General features: G+C 62.5%; 17 protein-coding genes and 3 pseudogenes. 5 read left to right on the top strand and 15 right to left on the bottom strand.

All coding sequences use genetic code 11. The features are described from left to right. Positions 1-17 precede the first annotated feature (17 nt). The 6 genes from ACHMW7_RS22625 to coxB form a co-directional block, all read right to left on the bottom strand. Positions 18-908, bottom strand: a complete 891-nt coding sequence (locus ACHMW7_RS22625; protein WP_395447693.1) for a cytochrome c oxidase subunit 3 — start codon at positions 906-908, stop codon at positions 18-20. Between the two features lies 1 nt (position 909). Next, complete coding sequence (locus tag ACHMW7_RS22630; protein WP_395447694.1) at positions 910-1,542, bottom strand: cytochrome c oxidase assembly protein; 633 nt, start codon at positions 1,540-1,542, stop codon at positions 910-912. 8 nt (positions 1,543-1,550) lie between these two features. Further along, entirely contained in the window at positions 1,551-1,712 is a 162-nt protein-coding gene (locus ACHMW7_RS22635; protein ID WP_395447695.1) for a hypothetical protein, read from the bottom strand. After that, entirely contained in the window at positions 1,712-2,653 is a 942-nt protein-coding gene (locus ACHMW7_RS22640) for a heme o synthase (RefSeq protein ID WP_395447696.1), read from the bottom strand. Before ACHMW7_RS22640 ends, ACHMW7_RS22635 begins: the two co-directional genes overlap by 1 nt. A 75-nt stretch (positions 2,654-2,728) precedes the next feature. Further along, the gene (gene ctaD / locus ACHMW7_RS22645) at positions 2,729-4,378 is read right to left on the bottom strand and encodes a cytochrome c oxidase subunit I (protein WP_395447697.1); all 1,650 of its coding nucleotides are present in this window, start codon (positions 4,376-4,378) and stop codon (positions 2,729-2,731) included. Positions 4,379-4,415: 37 nt separating this feature from the next. Next, positions 4,416-5,282, bottom strand: a complete 867-nt coding sequence (coxB, locus tag ACHMW7_RS22650) for a cytochrome c oxidase subunit II (RefSeq protein WP_395447698.1) — start codon at positions 5,280-5,282, stop codon at positions 4,416-4,418. Positions 5,283-5,665: 383 nt separating this feature from the next. Between coxB and ACHMW7_RS22655 the strand changes: the two genes are divergently transcribed. The 3 genes and pseudogenes from ACHMW7_RS22655 (at position 5,666) to tldD (ending at position 8,175) form a co-directional block, all read left to right on the top strand. After that, positions 5,666-6,178, top strand: coding sequence for an invasion associated locus B family protein (locus ACHMW7_RS22655; protein ID WP_395447699.1), 513 nt, complete (start codon positions 5,666-5,668; stop codon positions 6,176-6,178). 11 nt (positions 6,179-6,189) lie between these two features. Beyond that, positions 6,190-6,681: a GNAT family N-acetyltransferase gene (locus tag ACHMW7_RS22660; RefSeq protein WP_395447700.1), complete on the top strand. Its 492-nt coding sequence runs from the start codon at positions 6,190-6,192 to the stop codon at positions 6,679-6,681. A gap of 80 nt (positions 6,682-6,761) precedes the next feature. After that, positions 6,762-8,175, top strand: a pseudogene (gene tldD / locus ACHMW7_RS22665) (metalloprotease TldD). A gap of 19 nt (positions 8,176-8,194) precedes the next feature. On the opposite strand, the gene ACHMW7_RS22670 reads toward tldD, so the two are convergent. The 6 genes and pseudogenes from ACHMW7_RS22670 to ACHMW7_RS22695 all read right to left on the bottom strand — a co-directional run bounded on the left by ACHMW7_RS22670 (position 8,195) and on the right by ACHMW7_RS22695 (position 14,054). Beyond that, positions 8,195-9,436, bottom strand: coding sequence for a class I SAM-dependent RNA methyltransferase (locus tag ACHMW7_RS22670; RefSeq protein ID WP_395447701.1), 1,242 nt, complete (start codon positions 9,434-9,436; stop codon positions 8,195-8,197). Next, positions 9,436-10,167, bottom strand: a complete 732-nt coding sequence (locus ACHMW7_RS22675; protein WP_395451413.1) for a TlyA family RNA methyltransferase — start codon at positions 10,165-10,167, stop codon at positions 9,436-9,438. Before ACHMW7_RS22675 ends, ACHMW7_RS22670 begins: the two co-directional genes overlap by 1 nt. 179 nt (positions 10,168-10,346) lie before the next feature. Continuing rightward, positions 10,347-12,261, bottom strand: a pseudogene (gene dxs, locus ACHMW7_RS22680) (1-deoxy-D-xylulose-5-phosphate synthase). Positions 12,262-12,357: 96 nt separating this feature from the next. Further along, complete coding sequence (locus ACHMW7_RS22685; RefSeq protein WP_395447702.1) at positions 12,358-13,278, bottom strand: pirin family protein; 921 nt, start codon at positions 13,276-13,278, stop codon at positions 12,358-12,360. 50 nt (positions 13,279-13,328) lie between these two features. Further along, positions 13,329-13,595 carry a DUF2277 domain-containing protein gene (locus tag ACHMW7_RS22690; protein ID WP_395447703.1) on the bottom strand — a complete coding sequence of 89 codons (267 nt, stop codon included), beginning with the start codon at positions 13,593-13,595 and terminating at the stop codon, positions 13,329-13,331. An 87-nt stretch (positions 13,596-13,682) separates the two neighbouring features. After that, positions 13,683-14,054, bottom strand: a complete 372-nt coding sequence (locus tag ACHMW7_RS22695) for an MAPEG family protein (protein WP_395447704.1) — start codon at positions 14,052-14,054, stop codon at positions 13,683-13,685. A gap of 170 nt (positions 14,055-14,224) precedes the next feature. Here ACHMW7_RS22695 and ACHMW7_RS22700 point away from each other — a divergent pair. Then, positions 14,225-14,386, top strand: a pseudogene (locus ACHMW7_RS22700) (winged helix-turn-helix transcriptional regulator); the annotation flags it as partial. A gap of 160 nt (positions 14,387-14,546) precedes the next feature. Here ACHMW7_RS22700 and ACHMW7_RS22705 read toward each other — a convergent pair. The 3 genes from ACHMW7_RS22705 to ACHMW7_RS22715 all read right to left on the bottom strand — a co-directional run bounded on the left by ACHMW7_RS22705 (position 14,547) and on the right by ACHMW7_RS22715 (position 16,495). Further along, positions 14,547-14,798: an exodeoxyribonuclease VII small subunit gene (locus ACHMW7_RS22705; RefSeq protein ID WP_395447705.1), complete on the bottom strand. Its 252-nt coding sequence runs from the start codon at positions 14,796-14,798 to the stop codon at positions 14,547-14,549. 3 nt (positions 14,799-14,801) lie between these two features. After that, positions 14,802-15,728, bottom strand: coding sequence for a histone deacetylase family protein (locus ACHMW7_RS22710; RefSeq protein ID WP_395447706.1), 927 nt, complete (start codon positions 15,726-15,728; stop codon positions 14,802-14,804). Positions 15,729-15,883: 155 nt separating this feature from the next. Next, the gene (locus ACHMW7_RS22715; protein WP_395447707.1) at positions 15,884-16,495 is read right to left on the bottom strand and encodes a TetR/AcrR family transcriptional regulator; all 612 of its coding nucleotides are present in this window, start codon (positions 16,493-16,495) and stop codon (positions 15,884-15,886) included. 155 nt (positions 16,496-16,650) lie between these two features. Here ACHMW7_RS22715 and ACHMW7_RS22720 point away from each other — a divergent pair, with 155 nt between their 5' ends. Then, on the top strand, positions 16,651-17,871 hold the full coding sequence (locus ACHMW7_RS22720) for an MFS transporter (RefSeq protein ID WP_395447708.1): 1,221 nt from the start codon (positions 16,651-16,653) through the stop codon (positions 17,869-17,871). Positions 17,872-17,927: the final 56 nt, after the last annotated feature.

The raw sequence follows: 17,927 nt of genomic DNA on the forward strand, positions 1-17,927 counted from the left end.
AACAGAAACCGGAACGATCAGTGACCGGCAGCGATGGTGCCGCCCGCCGAACCCCAGATATAGATCGCGGTGAACAGGAACAGCCAGACCACGTCGACGAAGTGCCAGTACCAGGCAGCCGCCTCGAAACCGAAATGCTGCTTGGCATTGAAGCCGCCGGCCATGGCACGGAACAGGCACACCAGCAGGAAGATCGTGCCGATGATGACGTGGAAGCCGTGGAAGCCGGTCGCCATGAAGAAGGTCGCGCCGTAGATCGAATCCTTGAAGGCGAACGGAGCGTGGATGTACTCGTAGGCCTGCACGAAGGAGAACAGGATGCCGAGACCAACGGTGATCGCCAAGCCGTTGACCAGGCCCTTGCGGTCATTGTGCAGCAGGGCGTGGTGAGCCCAGGTCACCGCCGTGCCGGACAGCAGCAGGATGATGGTGTTGTAGAGCGGCAGGTGGAAAGGATCGAGAATTTCGATGCCTTTCGGAGGCCAGACGCCGCCGGTGAACTCGGCGCGCATTACCTGGTGAGCTTCGTTCGGGAAAAGTGCCGCGTCGAAGAAGGCCCAGAACCAGGCAACGAAGAACATCACCTCGGAGGCGATGAACATGATCATGCCGTAGCGCAGGTGCAGCGACACGACGCGCGTGTGATGTCCCTCATTGCCTTCCTTGATCGTGTCCGACCACCAGCCATACATGGTGTACAGCACGATCAGCAGGCCGATCGCGAAGATCCAGTAGTTGGCATCAGCCATGTTGAACCCGAAGATCGGGAAAACGCTGCCCTTCAGGTGCTGCATCCAGGCGACGCCGCCGAAAGCCATGATGAGCGCACCCAGCGAGCCGAGGAACGGCCACGGGCTGGGATCGATGATGTGATAGTCGTGTTGTGGTTTCGCGTGCGCGTCTGCCATATCAGCCCCCGGCTTTTCCGTCGGAATTAACATTTTTCGCTTCGCCGTCAACCTTGGGCGCGACAGCAACAGACTTCTCCCCGGCAATGGGGAAGAATGTATAGGACAAGGTGATCGTCTTGACGTCCTTCATTTCAGGCACGTTGACGATTTCCGGATCGACGAAGAACACCACCGGCATGTCGAGCGTTTCGCCCGGCTTCAGCGTCGTGTCGGTGAAGCAGAAGCACTCGACCTTGTTGAAGTAGGCGCCAGCGATCTCCGGTGTGACGTTGAACGTCGCGCGGCCCTGGGTCGGCGTATCGAATACGTTCTTCGCCGTATAGTGAATCTGCTTCGTCTCGCCGATCTTGATCTGGACGTCGCGGGCCACGGGCTTGAATTCCCACGGCAGGCCACCCGACACATTGGCGTCGAAGCGAACGGTGATCGTACGATCGAGGATCTTGTCGGAATACTGCTCGACGCGCTGCGTCGTACCGCCATAGCCGGTGATCTGGCAGAACATGGCGTAGAGCGGCACCGCGGCGTAAGCCATGCCGACCATGCTGCCGACGAAGGCGACGCACATGCCCGCAACCATCCGGTTGGAGCTCTGCTTCTTGGGATCGACGGCCTGCTTGTCGTTGGTCATGCCACTGCTCATAGCGGCCGATCCAGAATGCCCGGGCCCATCCTTGCGAAAGTCCCGATGTAGAAGATGATGACCAGCGCCCCAAGCGCCAGACCGATCGCGATGTTGCGGCTGCGGCGCGCCTTCTTCTGCTTTTCGGTGAGCGTCACCAGTTCATTATTGTCCGACATCATGCACCTCCAAGCGCAAAGACACGCTCGATGACGCTGTCTGCCAGATAAGCAGCGAAGATCACGAACAGGTAAAGCAGTGAATAGGCAAAGAGCTGCTTGGCGGGCTTCATCACACGGTCGCTGTCGGGCATCTGGAGAACCTTCCAGGCGTACCAGACAAAGCCGATGCCGAGCGCCAGCGAAACGGCGCCATAGCCGATGGTGGTGTAGCCGAGCAACCAGGGCGCCACGCCAACGGGCGCCAGCAACAGCGAATAGGCAAAGATCTGGCGCCGCGTCGAAGGCTCACCGGCGACGTTCGGCATCATCGGGATGCCGGCGCGTTCGTAATCCTGCGACTTGAACAGCGCGAGCGCCCAGAAGTGCGGCGGCGTCCACAGGAAGGTGATCAGGAAGAGCACGATGCTCTCGAAGCTGACGGTGCCGGTCACGGCAGCCCAACCGATGATCGGCGGCAGCGCACCGGCCGCGCCACCAATGACGATGTTCTGCGGCGTCCAGCGCTTGAGCCACATCGTGTAGATGACGGCGTAAAAGAAGATGGTGAAGGCGAGAAGTGCCGCCGACAACCAGTTGACGAGGACGCCGAGCGTCATCACCGAAAGAACCGACAGCACCAGGCCGAAGGTCAGCGCCTCATGCGGCGTCACCTTGCCCGACGGCACCGGCCGGCTGGCGGTACGGGTCATGACGGCGTCGATGTCGGCGTCGTACCACATGTTGAGGGCACCTGAAGCGCCGGCGCCGATCGCGATCGCCAGGATCGCGACGACGGCGAGGAACGGATTGATGGTCTCGGGCGCGGCAACCATGCCGACAAAGGCCGTGAAGACGACCAGCGACATGACGCGCGGCTTGAGCAGGGCGAAGAAATCGCCCGCCGTCGCTTCCGACATGCGGATGGTTTGATCTTCAAACCGGTTGTGGACAAGGGCCATGCGTACTTACGTCCAGTCGTTCCGTTTGGCCGAAACCGCCGGATATGCCGGCGGCTTCGTAGTTCAATCAGTGCCTTACTTGATCTTCGGCAGCTGTTCCCACTGATGGAAGGGCGGCGGCGAAGGCAGCTGCCATTCGAGCGTGGTCGCACCATCGCCCCAGGGGTTGGCACCGGCGATACGCTTCTTGGAGAAGGCTTCGAAGACACCGAACAGGAAGATCAGCACGCCGACGGCGGAGATGTAGGAGCCGTAGGACGACACCATGTTCCAGCCGGCGAACGCATCGGGATAATCGATGTAGCGGCGCGGCATGCCGGCAAGGCCGAGGAAGTGCTGCGGGAAGAAGATCAGGTTCACGCCGACGAACGTCACCCAGAAGTGGGTGTTGGCGATTGCCGCCGAGTACATGTAGCCGGTCATCTTCGGGAACCAGTAGTACCAGGCCGCGAAGATTGCGAACACGGCACCGAGCGACAGCACATAGTGGAAGTGCGCGACGACATAGTAGGTGTCGTGCAGCGAACGGTCGAGACCGGCGTTTGCCAGCTGCACGCCGGTGACGCCACCGACGGTGAACAGGAAGATGAAGCCGATCGCCCACAGCATCGGCGTCTTCATCGAGATCGAACCGCCCCACATGGTGGCGATCCACGAGAAGATCTTCACGCCCGTCGGAACCGCGATGACCATCGTGGCGAAGACGAAGTAGCGCTGCGTGTCGAGCGACAGGCCGGTGGTGTACATGTGGTGAGCCCACACGACGAAGCCGACGGCACCGATGGCGACCATGGCGTAGGCCATGCCGAGGTAACCGAAGATCGGCTTGCGCGAGAAGGTCGACACGATGTGGCTGACAATGCCGAAGCCAGGCAGGATCAGGATGTAGACTTCCGGGTGACCGAAGAACCAGAACAGGTGCTGGAACAGGATCGGGTCGCCGCCGCCTTCAGGCGCGAAGAAGGTCGTGCCGAAATTGCGGTCGGTCAGAAGCATGGTGATGCCGCCTGCCAGAACCGGCAGCGAAAGCAGCAGCAGGAAGGCGGTGATCAGCACCGACCAGGCAAACAGCGGCATCTTGTGCAGCGTCATGCCCGGAGCGCGCATGTTGAAGATCGTTGTGATGAAGTTGATCGCACCGAGGATCGACGAAGCGCCGGCGATGTGCAGCGACAGGATCGCGAGATCCATCGCAGGCCCAGGCTGGCCCGAAGTCGACAGCGGCGGGTAGATCGTCCAGCCGCCACCGACGCCATGGGCACCCGGCGCGCTCGGCATGAAGGCCGAGATGACGAGCAGGATGAAAGCCGGCGGAAGCAGCCAGAACGAGATGTTGTTCATGCGTGGGAACGCCATGTCAGGCGCGCCGATCATGATCGGAACCATCCAGTTGGCGAAGCCGCCGATCAAAGCGGGCATGACCATGAAGAAGATCATGACTAGGCCGTGCGCGGTGGTGAACGCGTTGAACATGCTCTTGCCGGCGTCGATCGCCGCATCGCCTTCAACGCCGTAGACCATCGAGGCCAGGCCGTGGAAAATCTGGATACCCGGCTCAGCCAGTTCCCAGCGCATCATGACGGACAGGAAGCCGCCGACGCAGCCTGCCATGATCGCGAAGATCAGGTAAAGCGTGCCAATGTCTTTGTGGTTGGTCGAGTACACCCACCGCACCCAGCCCTTCGGCTTGTGGTCGTGATGGTCGTGAGCTGCAGCGCCTGCCATGTTCCGCTCCGTTCCCTGATCCCTATTCGACCGTGGCTCAGTTGCCAGCGGCCGCGACCTTGGCCGCACCGTCCGTCTCGGCCATCAGCGCCTTGTTGGCGCCCGGCAGGTCGGACTTCGCGGCAGCCAGCCACGTATTGTACTGTGCGTCGGAGACGACGCGGATTGCGATCGGCATGTAGGCGTGGTCCTTGCCGCAAAGCTCGGAACACTGGCCGTAATAGAGGCCTTCCTTCTCAGCCTTGAACCAGATCTCGTTGATACGGCCCGGCACGGCATCCGTCTTCACGCCGAAGGCCGGCATGGCGAAGGCATGGATGACGTCGCTGGCGGTGACGAGCACGCGAACCAGCGTGTTGACCGGAACGACAACCTCGTTGTCGACGGCGAGAAGGCGCGGATAAGCGGCCTTGTCTTCCTTGCCGGCAGCGGCGCGATCACCCTCAGCCAGCAACGCCGAGTTGAAGGAGAGCGGCTCGGCGTTCTGGTACTCGTAGTCCCAGTTCCACTGGTTGCCGGTCGCCTTGATCGTCAGCTTTGCATCTTCCGGCGGCGAGTACTGCGCAGTGAGAAGCTGGAACGACGGAATGGCCAAAAACAGCAGGATGACAACCGGACCGACGGTCCAGATGACCTCGATCAACGTGTTGTGGCTGGTGCGCGAAGGCACCGGGTTGGCGCTCGCGCGGAAACGCCAGATGCAATAGGCCAGAAGCGCGAGCACAAACAGCGTGATCGGCACGATGAACCAAAGCGTGTAGCGCTCGAACCAGGTGATCTGTTCCATGATGCCGGTCGCGGCCGGCTGGAAGGTGGCCTGCCAAGGCGTCGGCTGTGCCGCATAGGCCGCGACGCTGGCAAGGGAAGCAGTCGCCGCGACGGCGCTAGCAAAGATCTTTCTCATCGCCCTCTGTATCTCCCATTTCCGTGCGGGCGTAGCCGCAAGGACATCGTGCCGCTCCGGGACGGAAATCCCAGAGACGTTCGGAGGTTCAAACCATACTCTCTTTGTAACCGCAAGGAAGCAGAGGCCTAACCCGTGCGGCATTTTTGCGCGCAGGCACGGAGGCTGGCGCCGCGACGCGTTTGGCGCTAGTTGAAGAACGCGCAGGCGTACGGGGCATTCGCCCGCATTGTGCTGCTATGCTCTTAAAAGGCGTCGCAATTCGGGCCAAATTGGCCTCGAATGTCTGGAAAACCTGAGATTGCGGGATGGCGAAGGCGCCGTCTTGTTATTTACTTGCTGCCTGCACGACCTGAATTGTCGTGATTCGCAATGGAGCCGTCATGAAGTCTGGGCTTTTGAAAACCGTGGCGAAGATGCTGGTCGCCGCTGCCTGCGTGGTTCCCATGCAAGCTGGCGCGCAGCAGAGCGGCACGGTCAAGTCCACCCATGGCGCCTGGTCGATCATCTGCGACACGCCCGCGGGCGCCACCAACGAACAATGCGTGATGATGCAGAACGTCATCGCCGAGGACCGCCCCGAGATGGGCCTCTCGGTGGTCATCCTGCGCACCGCCGATAACAAGGCCGAGATCCTGCGCGTACTCGCGCCGCTCGGCGTGCTCCTGCCCAACGGCCTTGGCCTCAACGTCGACCAGAAGGACATCGGCCGCGCCTATTTCGTGCGCTGCTTCCAGGATGGCTGCTACGCCGAGGTGATCCTCGACAAGACGCTGCTCGACACGCTGAAGACAGGCAAGTCGGCAACCTTCATCGTCTTCCAGACCCCCGAAGAAGGCATCGGCATCCCGGTCGATCTCAACGGCTTCGGCGAAGGTTTCGCCGCGCTGCCCTGAGCCAGACGCTGTTGACAGTTCGACTGCTCGCTCCCGACGACTACGAGGTTTTCAAGCGTATTCGCCTGGAAGCGCTGCGCACTGCTCCCGAGGCTTTTGCCAGTAGCGCCAGCGATTGGGAAAAGCTGCCCGACGACGAGTGGCGGCGGCGTATCGAAAACAATTCGGTCGTGGTCTGCTTTCGGCAGGACGAGCCGGTCGGCATCATGGGGCTGATGCGGCAGCAATCCAGCAAGATGGCTCATCGCGCCAGCCTCATCATGGTGTATATGCGCCCAAGCGAGCGCGGTGGCGGACAAGCCGCGGCAATGCTCGGCCTGCTTCTCGATCATGCCAGAGCCAGCGGCATATGGCAGGTCGAACTCGCGGTGAGCGCCGAAAATCCCGCAGCCATACGCTTCTATCGGCGCGAGGGTTTTGATGAGATCGGCCGCATCCCGGCTGGTTTTCTTCATGAAGGGCGCGAGATCGACGAAATCATGATGGCGCGGCGCTTGACCTAGACCAGCCTTTTCATTGCGATGATTGCCGAACGCTACCTTTGCACCTACATGCCCGTAAACCGGATATTGAAGAGCACGCCATGACCAGCCTTCTCAGCCAGTTCGACATATCAGAAGAGCGCGTGCGCAAGATCGTCGCCGAGACGATCGAAGGCGCCGATGACGGCGAGCTTTTCCTCGAACATAGCGAGGGCGAGGCGCTGATGTTCGACAATGGCCGGCTGAAGACGGCGAGCTTCAACACCGATCAGGGCTTTGGCCTGCGTTCGGTCGCCGGCGAAGCGACCGGCTATGCGCATTCGAGCGACCTGTCCGAGGCGGCATTGCTGCGCGCCTCCGACGCTGTCTCCGCCGTCAAGGGCGGCTATTCCGGCACGCTTGCTGCAGCACCTGCCCGCACCAATACTCATCTTTATGGCGATGAAAACCCGATTTCCTCACCCTCGTTCGAGGCCAAGGCCAAGCTACTGCAGGAAATCGACTCATGGCTGCGCGACAAGGACCCGCGCGTCCGCCAGGTGACGGCGTCGCTTACCGCGTCGTGGCAGCATGTCGAGATCCTGCGCGGCGACGGCCAGGTCGTGCGTGACATCCGCCCGCTGGTGCGCATGAGCGTTTCGGTGATCGTCGGCGACGGCGACCGACAGGAAAGCGGCTCCTACGGGGCTGGCGGACGCAAGAGTTTCGACGAGTTCCTGACTGACGAAAGCTGGAAGAATGCCGCCAGCGAAGCCCTGCGCCAGGCACTGGTCAATCTTGAGGCCATTCCCGCCCCTGCCGGCACGTTCGACATCGTCTTGTCGAGCGGCTGGCCCGGGGTGATGCTGCATGAAGCCGTTGGCCATGGCCTCGAGGGTGATTTCAACCGCAAGAAGACCTCGGCCTTCGCCGGCCTGATGGGCCAGCAGGTCGCTGCCAAGGGCGTTACCGTCGTCGACGATGGCACCATCGCCGAACGCCGCGGCTCCCTCACCGTCGATGACGAGGGCACGCCGAGCGGTCGCAATGTGCTGATCGAGGACGGAAAGCTTGTCGGCTACATGCAGGACCGCCAGAACGCGCGCCTGATGGGCATGAAGGCGACCGGCAACGGCCGCCGCGAAATCCTACGCGCACCAGCCGATGCCGCGCATGACCAACACCTACATGACCTCCGGCGACATGACGCCCGAAGAGATCATCGCCTCGGTCAAGAATGGCATCTACGCCGTCTCCTTCGGCGGCGGCCAGGTTGACATCACCTCAGGCAAGTTCGTGTTCGGCTGCACCGAAGCCTACATGATCGAGGACGGCAAGGTGACCAAGCCGATCAAGGGCGCGATGCTGATCGGCAACGGCCCCGACGCGATGCATCGCGTCTCGATGGTCGGCAACGACATGAAGCTCGACAACGGCATCGGCATGTGCGGCAAGGCCGGACAGGGCGTGCCCGTCGGTGTCGGCCAACCGCATCTCAGGATGAACCAGATGACGGTCGGCGGCACGCGCGTCTAAAGTTGGGTAAGGTGCGCCTTCATCGCCGCTTCTTCGGCTTTTCCAGAAACGCCACCGCCTCTACGTGGTGCGACCAGAGGAACTGGTCGATCGGCGTCACGGTCCTTAGCGCATAACCGCCGTCGATCAGGATGCGCAAATCCCGCGCCAGCGTCGCCGGATTGCACGACACGGCCGCGACATAAGGCACGTCCGAACGGGCGATCTGCTTGCACTGGTCCTCGGCGCCGGCACGCGGCGGATCGAAGACGATGCCGTCGAAGGCGTTCAGTTCCTTGAAGGTCAGCGGGCGCCGGTCGAGGTCGCGGCGCTCGACGGTGACGCGCTTCAGACCGTTGGCAAAGCGGAAGCCGCGATCAAGTGCCGCCAGCGCCGGCCCGTCGCCCTCCACGGCATGAACCTCGGAGTTTGCCGCGAGCCTGAGTGCGAAGGTGCCACATCCGGAGAACAGGTCGGCGACCTTCTTGGCCTTGCGCATGTGGCCGGCCACGAGCGACGCCATCGCGCCCTCTGCCTCGGCCACGGCCTGGACGAAGGCGCCGGGTGGCGGCGTTATCGTCGCATTGCCGAATGTCAGCATCGGCTTGACCGGTTCGACGACGATCTCGCCGTCGATGGAAAGCCTGGCGATCTTCGACCTGATGACGAAATCGGTCGCGGCACGACGGATCGCTTCGGTTGGTTTGCCGCAGTCGCTGGCTGCAATATCAAAACCCGACTCGGTGGCGGTGACCAGGAACCTGAACGGCTTCGACGTGTTGGCGATAATCCCGGCAAGGTGGCGCAGGATGCCAGCCGCCTCAACAATGGACGGCAGCAATACCGGGCATTCCTCGATGTCGACGAGGGTGTGGGAAAACGCCTTGTTATAGCCGAGGTGGAGCCCGGTTTCGGTGTTGCGCGCGGTAAAAGCCGCGCGCCTGCGGCTGTGCGGCGGGCATGCAACCAGTTCGCCTACCGCAGCATCGATGCCCCTCGCCTTCAGCGCATGGGCCACCAGGCCGCGCTTCCAGTCGCGATAGGCGCTGTCTTCCAGATGCTGGATGGCGCAACCGCCACATTCGGTGAAGTGCTTGCAAGCTGGATCGATGCGTTGAGCCGAGGGCTCGATCACCGAAATCAGTTGAGCGCGGTCCTTTTCGCGCGCAGCGGTCACCGTTTCGCCAGGCAGCGCGAACGGGATGAATATGTGCCCGCCATTGGCATCGACGACACCATCGCCATGCGCGCCCAGCCGCGCAATTTCGAAACGAGTCGTCATCAATCTTTCACTCCACCGAGCAGATATTCACGGTTGCCGTCGCCACCTTCGAGCGGCGATGGGCAGATGCCGAGCGCACGCCAGCCCGGAACAGCGTCAAGCCAAAGGCGCAATTCTTCGGCCATGCGCGGGCCGTCTTCAGCGTTCTTGAGCAGGCCGCCCTTGCCGATCGCCTCGCGGCCGGCTTCGAACTGTGGCTTGACCAAGAACACGCCCTTGGCTCCCGGTGCGGCCAGTTCGAGCGCATTGGGCAAGGCAAGGCGCAACGAAATGAAGCTGACGTCCGAGACCAGGAAATCCGGCTTCCGGCCGCCAAGATCGTCAAGCGTCAGGTTGCGGGCGTTGAGCCCTTCCAGGCAGGTCACGCGCGGATCGGCACGCAGCTTCTGGTCCAACTGGCCATGGCCGACATCGATCGCCACGACATGCGCGGCAGCGCGTTCGAGCAGCACTTGCGTGAAGCCGCCAGTCGATGCGCCAATATCCAATGCCACGGTTCCAAGTGGGTCGAAGCCGAAATGGTCGAGCCCGGCGACCAGCTTCAGTGCGGCGCGAGAGACATAGGCCTGCGCCGGGTCATCGACCGTGATGGCGACGCCTGTGGCGACGGTCTGTCCCGGCTTCTTCGCCGGCTGGCCATCGACGGTCACGGCACCGCGCGCCACCGCATCGCGGGCCCGCGAGCGGCTCGCAAACAAACCACGGCTGACGAGCAATTCGTCGAGCCGCAGGCTGGCCCCGGAGCGCTGCGCGTCCGTTTGGACGCGCAGCGCTCCAACTCCTTGTATCTGCGCATCGTGCTTTCCGAAGATCGACTTCGATTTTCGGGTCGATGCGCGCGCTTGCCTTGAGATTTCCATGGCTTTCAATGGCGAATGCGGGCCTGCAAGGCAAGCGCTCACTCGAAAGCTCAGGCGCGGACGGCCTGGGCCGACTTGCCGAGCGCTGCGAAGACGGTACGCACGATGCCACCCGAATCGAGGCCGGCATCGACATACATCTTGTCGGGATTGGCGTGGTCGACAAAGCTGTCGGGCAACGTCAGCGGACGTACTTTCAAGCCATTGTCGAGCAGCCCGTTACGGGCGAGGAAATCGAGAACCTGGCTGGAGAAGCCGCCAACCGAACCTTCCTCGACCATGACAAGCACTTCGTGCGAGCGCGCGAGGCGGCGGATCAGATCTTCGTCCAGCGGTTTGGCAAAGCGCGCATCGGCGACCGTTGTCGACAAGCCAGCGGCACCGAGTTCTTCGGCGGCGAGCAAGCAGTCCTTGAGCCGCGTACCGAAGGACAGCAGCGCCACCTTGGTGCCTTCCTTGACCACCCTGCCCTTGCCGATCTCCAGCGCCAAGCCGCGCTCGGGCATATCGACGCCGACGCCGTTGCCTCGGGGATAGCGGAACGAAATCGGGCCGTCGTCATATTCGACGGCGGTGCGCACCATGTGGCGCAATTCCGCCTCGTCGGCCGCCGCCATGACGACGAAACCGGGCAGCGAGGCGAGATAGGCGGTGTCGAAGGCGCCGCAATGGGTGGCACCGTCGGCGCCGACGAAGCCGGCGCGGTCGATGGGAAAGCGCACCGGCAGGTTCTGGATGGCGACGTCATGCACGACCTGGTCATAGGCGCGCTGCAGGAAGGTCGAATAGATGGCAACGAACGGCTTGTAACCTTCGGTGGCAAGCCCAGCGGCAAAGGTCACCGCGTGCTGCTCGGCGATACCGACATCGAAGGTGCGCGACGGGAATGCCTGACCGAACAGGTCGAGGCCGGTGCCCGACGGCATGGCGGCGGTGACGGCAACGATCTTGTCGTCGTCGCGCGCTTCCTGCATCAGGCTTTCGGCGAACACCTTGGTATAGGCGGGCGCATTCGCCGGCGCCTTGGCCTGGGCGCCGGTGATGACGTCGAACTTGTTGACACCGTGATACTTGTCGGCGGCGGCTTCGGCTGGGGCGTAGCCCTTGCCTTTCTGGGTCACGACATGGATCAGCACCGGGCCGGTGCCGTTGTCACGGACATTCTTCAGCACAGGAACCAGGTGTTCGAGATTGTGGCCGTCGATCGGGCCGATGTGGAAAAAGCCCATCTCCTCGAACAGCGTGCCGCCAGTCACAAAACCACGCGCGTGCTCGACGGCGCGGGTAATGGCGCGGTCAACGCGGCGGCCGAGATAAGACGTCAGCTTCTTGCCGAGCTCGCGCACACCGGCATAGGTGCGGCCGGAGGCAAGACGCGCCAGATAAGCGCTCATCGCGCCCGCCGGCGGAGCGATCGACATGTCGTTGTCGTTGAGGATGACGATCAGCCGCGCGTCGAGCGCGCCGGCATTGTTCATCGCCTCATAGGCCATGCCGGCTGACATGGCGCCGTCGCCGATCACCGCAATGACGTTGTTGCGGCCACCTTGGAGGTCACGGGCGACGGCCATGCCGAGGCCAGCGGAAATCGAGGTCGAGGAGTGCGCCGCACCGAACGGATCGTATTCGCTCTCAGAGCGCTTGGTGAAGCCGGAAAGACCGTTCTCCTGGCGCAGCGTGCGGATACGGTCGCGCCGCCCGGTCAGAATTCTTGTGCGGATAAGCCTGGTGGCCGACGTCCCAGATGATGCGGTCGTCGGGCGTGTCGAAGACATAATGCAACGCCACCGTCAGCTCGACGACGCCGAGACCAGCGCCAAGGTGGCCACCCGTCTGCGACACCGCGTCGATCAACTCGGCACGCAATTCGCTGGCCAGTTGCGGCAACTGGGTTTCATCGAGCGTGCGCAGGTCTGAGGGCAGGCGGACCTTGTCCAGCAGAGGCGTTTCAGGTTTCGCGTTCATCAATCCGCACTAACTCGGTTAACCACCCGGCAGATACGACCGCATGCTTGGAAAGTAAATGCGTGGCGGTGACGCGGGCCCAGCCAGGATAGCCTATCAGCTCTCGGGAAGCGGGATGAATTCGTCCTCGTCGCCCGGAACGATATCGAAGCGGCCGGTCTTCCATTCGTTCTTGGCCTGCTCGATACGCTCCTTGGAAGACGAGACGAAATTCCACCAGATGTAGCGCTTCGATCCAAGCGAGGCGCCACCGAACAGCATGAAGTGCGCGCCGGTTTCGGAGCTGACGACGATCTCGTCGCCGGGCTTGAACACCAGAAGCCGCTCGATCGGGAAGCGATCGCCGAGGATGTCGATTTCGCCGCCCAGCGTGTAGATGGCACGCTCCTCGGCATCGGCCGGGATCTTGATCCTGGCACCCGGCGCTAGCCTGATGTCGGCGTAGAGCGTGTCGGATGCCTGGCGCACCGGCGACTTCAGGCCCTTGAACTCGCCAATCACCAACCGGCCGCTTATGCCATCGGCTTCGAAGGTGGGAAGCTCCATCGCCGCCGTGTTCTCGAACAGCGGCGCGACCTCCTCCTTGCCGTCGGGCAGTGCCAGCCAGGTCTGCAGCCCCGACACCGACATCGGCGCGCCGCGCAGCTCTTCCGGCGTGCGTTCGGAATGAACGATGCCACGCCCTGCCGTCATCAGGTTCACGTCGCCGGGTGAAATGACCATTTCGGTGCCGAGCGAGTCGCGGTGCCTGATCTTGCCGTCGAACAGGTAGGTGACGGTCGCAAGCCCGATATGCGGATGCGGCCTGACGTCGAGCGCGTGGCCTGCCCTCAGGATCGCCGGGCCCATGCGGTCGAAGAAGATGAACGGCCCGACAAGCCGGCGTTTTGCCGTCGGCAATGCCCGACGCACCTCGAAGCCGTCAATATCCTTGGCATTGGGAATGACCATCAATTCGATCTGGTCACAGGAAAAGGCATCGCCCGGTGTCGGGTCTTCGGCTGGGAAGAAGCTCATGATTGTATCCTAGAGCGATTGGAGCGCTGCTGTCATCAGAGCTGTTGCTCTCAGGCAAACCTCAGCGCCGAACGTGCCTTCGCCTTGGCGGCTTCTTCCTCGCGGTTGCGCGGGTGCTGGTGGGTTTCCATCGCATGCAGCAATTCGTGCGCGGCTTCGGCGATCGTGTCGACCGCGCGGTTGAACGCCTCCTCATTCTTCTTGGAAGGTCTTGTCGAACCGCTCAGCTTGCGCACGAACTGCAGCGCCGCGTCGCGGATCTCGTCATGCGTGGCCGGTGGATCGAAATTGAACAATGTCTTGATGTTGCGGCACATCGCCTGCTCCCGGGCTTGCAACCTTGTGGGTGCCCATTAACTGGGCGCAACGTGCCGCGAGGTCAAGCCATTCGGCTGCCTGCAGGTTCATCCAAACATCAGGGCGGCGGCCCCGGCCAGCAGGGCGCCATAGGTTCCAACCATACCAGGCGCGCTCAATGGCGTGCGCCCTGTCAAAATCCCCGCGATATGCAGGCAACGGCCGACAACCAGTAAACCGGCGATGGTCCAAAGCATCGCCGCCGACGCCTGGCGGTACTCAGCCAGCGCGAGCAGGATAAGGGCGAGCGGGACGTATTCGATGAAATTGCCCTGAGCACGGATGCGCCGCATCAGCGCAATGTCCTCGCCGTAGCCGATCCTAACCCCGACTTTCTTGCGATGCAGGCTTACCGTGATGCTCAGGACGACCAGGGCGACGGCCGCGAGCGCGGCGGTGGTCGATGTGATCGGCAGCATGGCCTTGTTCTCCCCTACTGGATCTCGCCCACCAAGGTAAGCATTTCTTACTTGCATTTTGCAAGTTAAAAATTCACATTGCCGCCATGACCCAGTTTCGCTCCGCATGCCCCATCGCTTCGGCGCTCGACATCGTCGGCGACAAGTGGTCGCTCGTCATCATTCGGTCGATGGTGGTGGGGGCGACAAGCTATTCGGATTTGCTGTCGACGCCGGAAAAGATCTCGACCAACATCCTGGCCGAAAGGTTGCGGCGCCTGGAAGACGCAGGCCTCATCATTCAGGCACAGCCACGCCAAGGCTCGATTCGCGGCGCCTATGCCCTGACCGCGAAGGGTGCAGCGCTCATTCCAGCCCTGCAAGAACTCGCCCGCTGGGGCGAAACCCAGATACCGGGGCCGCTGGGCGCCGCCGGAACGCTTCTACGCGGCGCGACCCGGCGATTTTGCCGCCCGCGACGGCGATGCAATCGCGGGCTGAATTCGACTGCGATCACTCTCCGTCGAGCGGCTCGGTGCCCATCGGCTTGCCGTCGCGCGACAACCGGATCTTTTCGACCTTGTCTTCGGCTGTTTTCAACAGGCGATCGCAATGCGCCTTCAGCGCTTCGCCGCGCTCGTAGATCTTGATCGACTGGTCAAGCGGCACGTCGCCACGCTCGAGATCGTCAACGATCTTTTCCAGTGCCGCAAGCGCCTGCTCGAAGCTCATCGCCTTGATTTCGTCATTGGGCTCAGCGGCCATGGTTCATCCTTTCATGAGGCGAGAAACGTGGGCGGCCACGGAGAATGCCAGCCCCTGAAGATCGTAGCCGCCCTCGAGCAGGCTGACGAGACGATGCGATGAATGGCGCGCGGCAGCGTCCATCAACTGCCCGGTCGCCCAGTCGAAATCGGCTTCGGTGAGGTTGATCTCGGCCAACGGGTCGCGGTGATGCGCGTCGAAGCCGGCCGAGATGATGATGAGGTCGGGCGCAAAGTTCTCCAGTGCTGGCAAAACACGCGCGCGGAACGCCTCGCGGAAATGATCGCTGCCGGTATCGGGCGCAAGCGGCGCATTGACGATGTTGCCGACGCCCGTCTCGCTTTTCGCGCCCGTGCCCGGAAACAGCGGCATCTGGTGTGTCGAGCAGTAGAGCACCGACGGGTCGTCCCAGAAGATGTCTTGCGTGCCGTTGCCGTGATGGACGTCCCAATCGACGATCGCCACCCGCTCGGCGCCGTGCGTACGCTGGGCATGGCGCGCCGCGATCGCCGCGTTGTTGAACAGGCAAAAGCCCATCGCCGTGGTTTTTTCGGCATGGTGCCCCGGCGGCCGCGAGGCAACAAAGACATTGTCGATCTTGCCAAAAAAGACATCGTCGACGGCTGCATTGGCCGCACCGATCGCGGTCAGTGCTGCCTGCCAGCTTTTTGGGCTCAACGTGGTGTCGCCGTCGATCCTGGCCAGCCCTTCCACGGGCACCTGGCGACGGACGCTTTCGACAAAATCCTCGGGGTGGACGTAGAGAATCGTACGTTCGTCACCCATCGGCGCCTCGACGCGATCGAGCATCTCGAATGCCTCGTCGTCGAGTGCACGCTCGATGGCGCGCAGCCTGTCGGGCCGCTCGGGATGCCCCGGCGTCGTCAGGTGTTCGAGGTAGATCGGATGCGTGTAGAGCCGCGTGGTCATCGCCGCACCTTATCAGCAATGGCCGGCCAGACCACGCATAGCTGTCAAAGCCCTGGGGAAAACGGCAGCCTGGTCATGAACGAGCCCCATGGCGAGGTCGCCAACAAAGAGCCGAGCAACGCAGCACCCGGCATGTCCAGCCACGGCAGAGAAGATCAGCTGGCGGGCTTGCCGGTCACCAGCAGGCCTTCCATCAGCGCGCGGAAAGCTTTCACCGCCTTTATCGACGTCGCGCCAGGGTCGTCGGAATTGGCAATCCACTGGGCGGCATAAAGCGAGGCGCCGCTAATCAACCGCGCCATCGCTTCCGGATCGATGTCGCGGACAAGCCCCTCCGCCTTCAGCGCGACGAGGTTCGCCGTGATGGCCGAAATACAGGCGTTGGCGTTGGGCCATTGCGCCGGATCGCCGAGCACCGCCGGCCCGTCGCGCAGGACGATGCGCTGGATTTCCGGCTCGAGCGCCATTTCGACATAGGCGATGTTCTCGTCGAGAAAGCCTTGCCAACGCGTCTCGGCCCTGGCCGAGATTTCATTGAGGCGCGACAACATCTCCTGATCGATCTGGGCGAGCACAGCCTCGAACAGTCCCTTCTTGTCGCCAAAGTGGTGATATAGCGCCCCGCGCGTCAGCCCGGCCTCAGCGGTGAAATCATCCATCGACGCATTCGCATACCCCGTCGTCGCAAATGCCCGGCGTGCGGCGGCGATCAGCTTGGCGCGCGTTTCGGCAATCATCTCGCTGCGGGGTTTGTGTGCCGTCTTCATCGCCTTTTCCTTGCCGCGCCGCCATTCACATACGTCGCGTATATTTTTCTCGACATGACTCCCACGGTAATTGACATACGCTGCGTATGCAATTATTTCATTGACATACGTCACGTATGTAAGTGGCGCATCCTCGAAATTCCAGGAGTGCTCCCATGCGCAATCCTTATGCTGAGATATTCAGAGTTCCCGGGACCAAAGGCTTCGCAGCGGCGGCATTCATTGCCCGCCTGCCGATCGCCATGGCCCCTATCGGCATCGTCGCAATGCTGTCCCAGACGCACGGCGAATATTGGCTGGCCGGCGCAGTCTCGGCCATCTTTGCGCTTACCAACGCCTTTGCCGCCCCGCTGATATCGCGCCGGATCGACAGGCTCGGCCAGACATCAGTCGCTCTCCCCACCACTGTCATCTCCGTCCTCGCCTTTGCCGCATTGCTCATTGCAACCCATTACGACTGGCCGGCATGGACGCTGTTCGTCTCGGCATTCATCGCCGCGGCAATGCCGAGCATGCCGGCCATGGTGCGTGCCCGCTGGACCGAGATCTTCCGCGACCGCCCCGAACTCAACACCGCCTTCGCCTTTGAATCTGTCGCCGACGAGATGGTCTACATTGCCGGTGCCTCGCTTTCCGTAGGCCTGAGCGTCGCCTTGTTCCCGGAAGCGGGCATGGTGGTCAGCACGCTGTTTCTGGCCTTCGGCATGGCGGCCTTCATCCTGCAACGCTCTAGCGAACCCAAGGTCAGAGCGCCTGAACTCGCAAGTGTTGGTTCGGCTATCGCGCTGCGCCCTGTCCAGATCATCACCTTGGCGCTCATCTTCGTCGGCTCGATCTTCGCCACCGCCGAGGTCAGCGCCGTGGCGATCACCAAGGAACTAGGCCAGCCCACCGCAGCCAGCCTTGTCATCGGCGTCTATGCCGCCGGTTCGCTCATCGTCGGCCTGATCGTCGGCGCGCTGAACCTCAAGGCACCGAAGCAGCGCCTGCTCGCCATCTCGATCGCCATAGTCGCGCTGACCACGCTGCCCTTGCTCGTCGCCGACACGGTGCCGCTGCTGGCGCTCGCCATCTTCGTCAGCGGCGTTGCGATCTCGCCCACCTTCATCATGGCCTTCGGTCTGATCGAGCGGCGGGTGCCGGAAGCCATGCTGACCGAAGGCATCACCTGGGTGATGACCGGCATCGGCATCGGCATGGCGCTGGGTGCCTTCGTGGCAGGCTGGGTGGTCGACAATTTCGGTGCGCAGAACGGCTTCTGGGTATCGGTGGCCGCAGGCACGATCTCGTTCCTGATCGTCCTTCTCTCGCAGAAAGCACTCGCTGGCGAGCACGAAGTCGAGCTGCAGCAAGCAGCGCCACAAGCAGCGGAATGAGGCAACACACCCCAGTCGAAACCTCTCCCGCCTGTGCCAACGAGCCGCCTCTTCAG

The organism is Aminobacter sp. UC22_36 (genome assembly GCF_044056035.1).
In the GTDB taxonomy this organism is placed as follows: domain Bacteria; phylum Pseudomonadota; class Alphaproteobacteria; order Rhizobiales; family Rhizobiaceae; genus Aminobacter.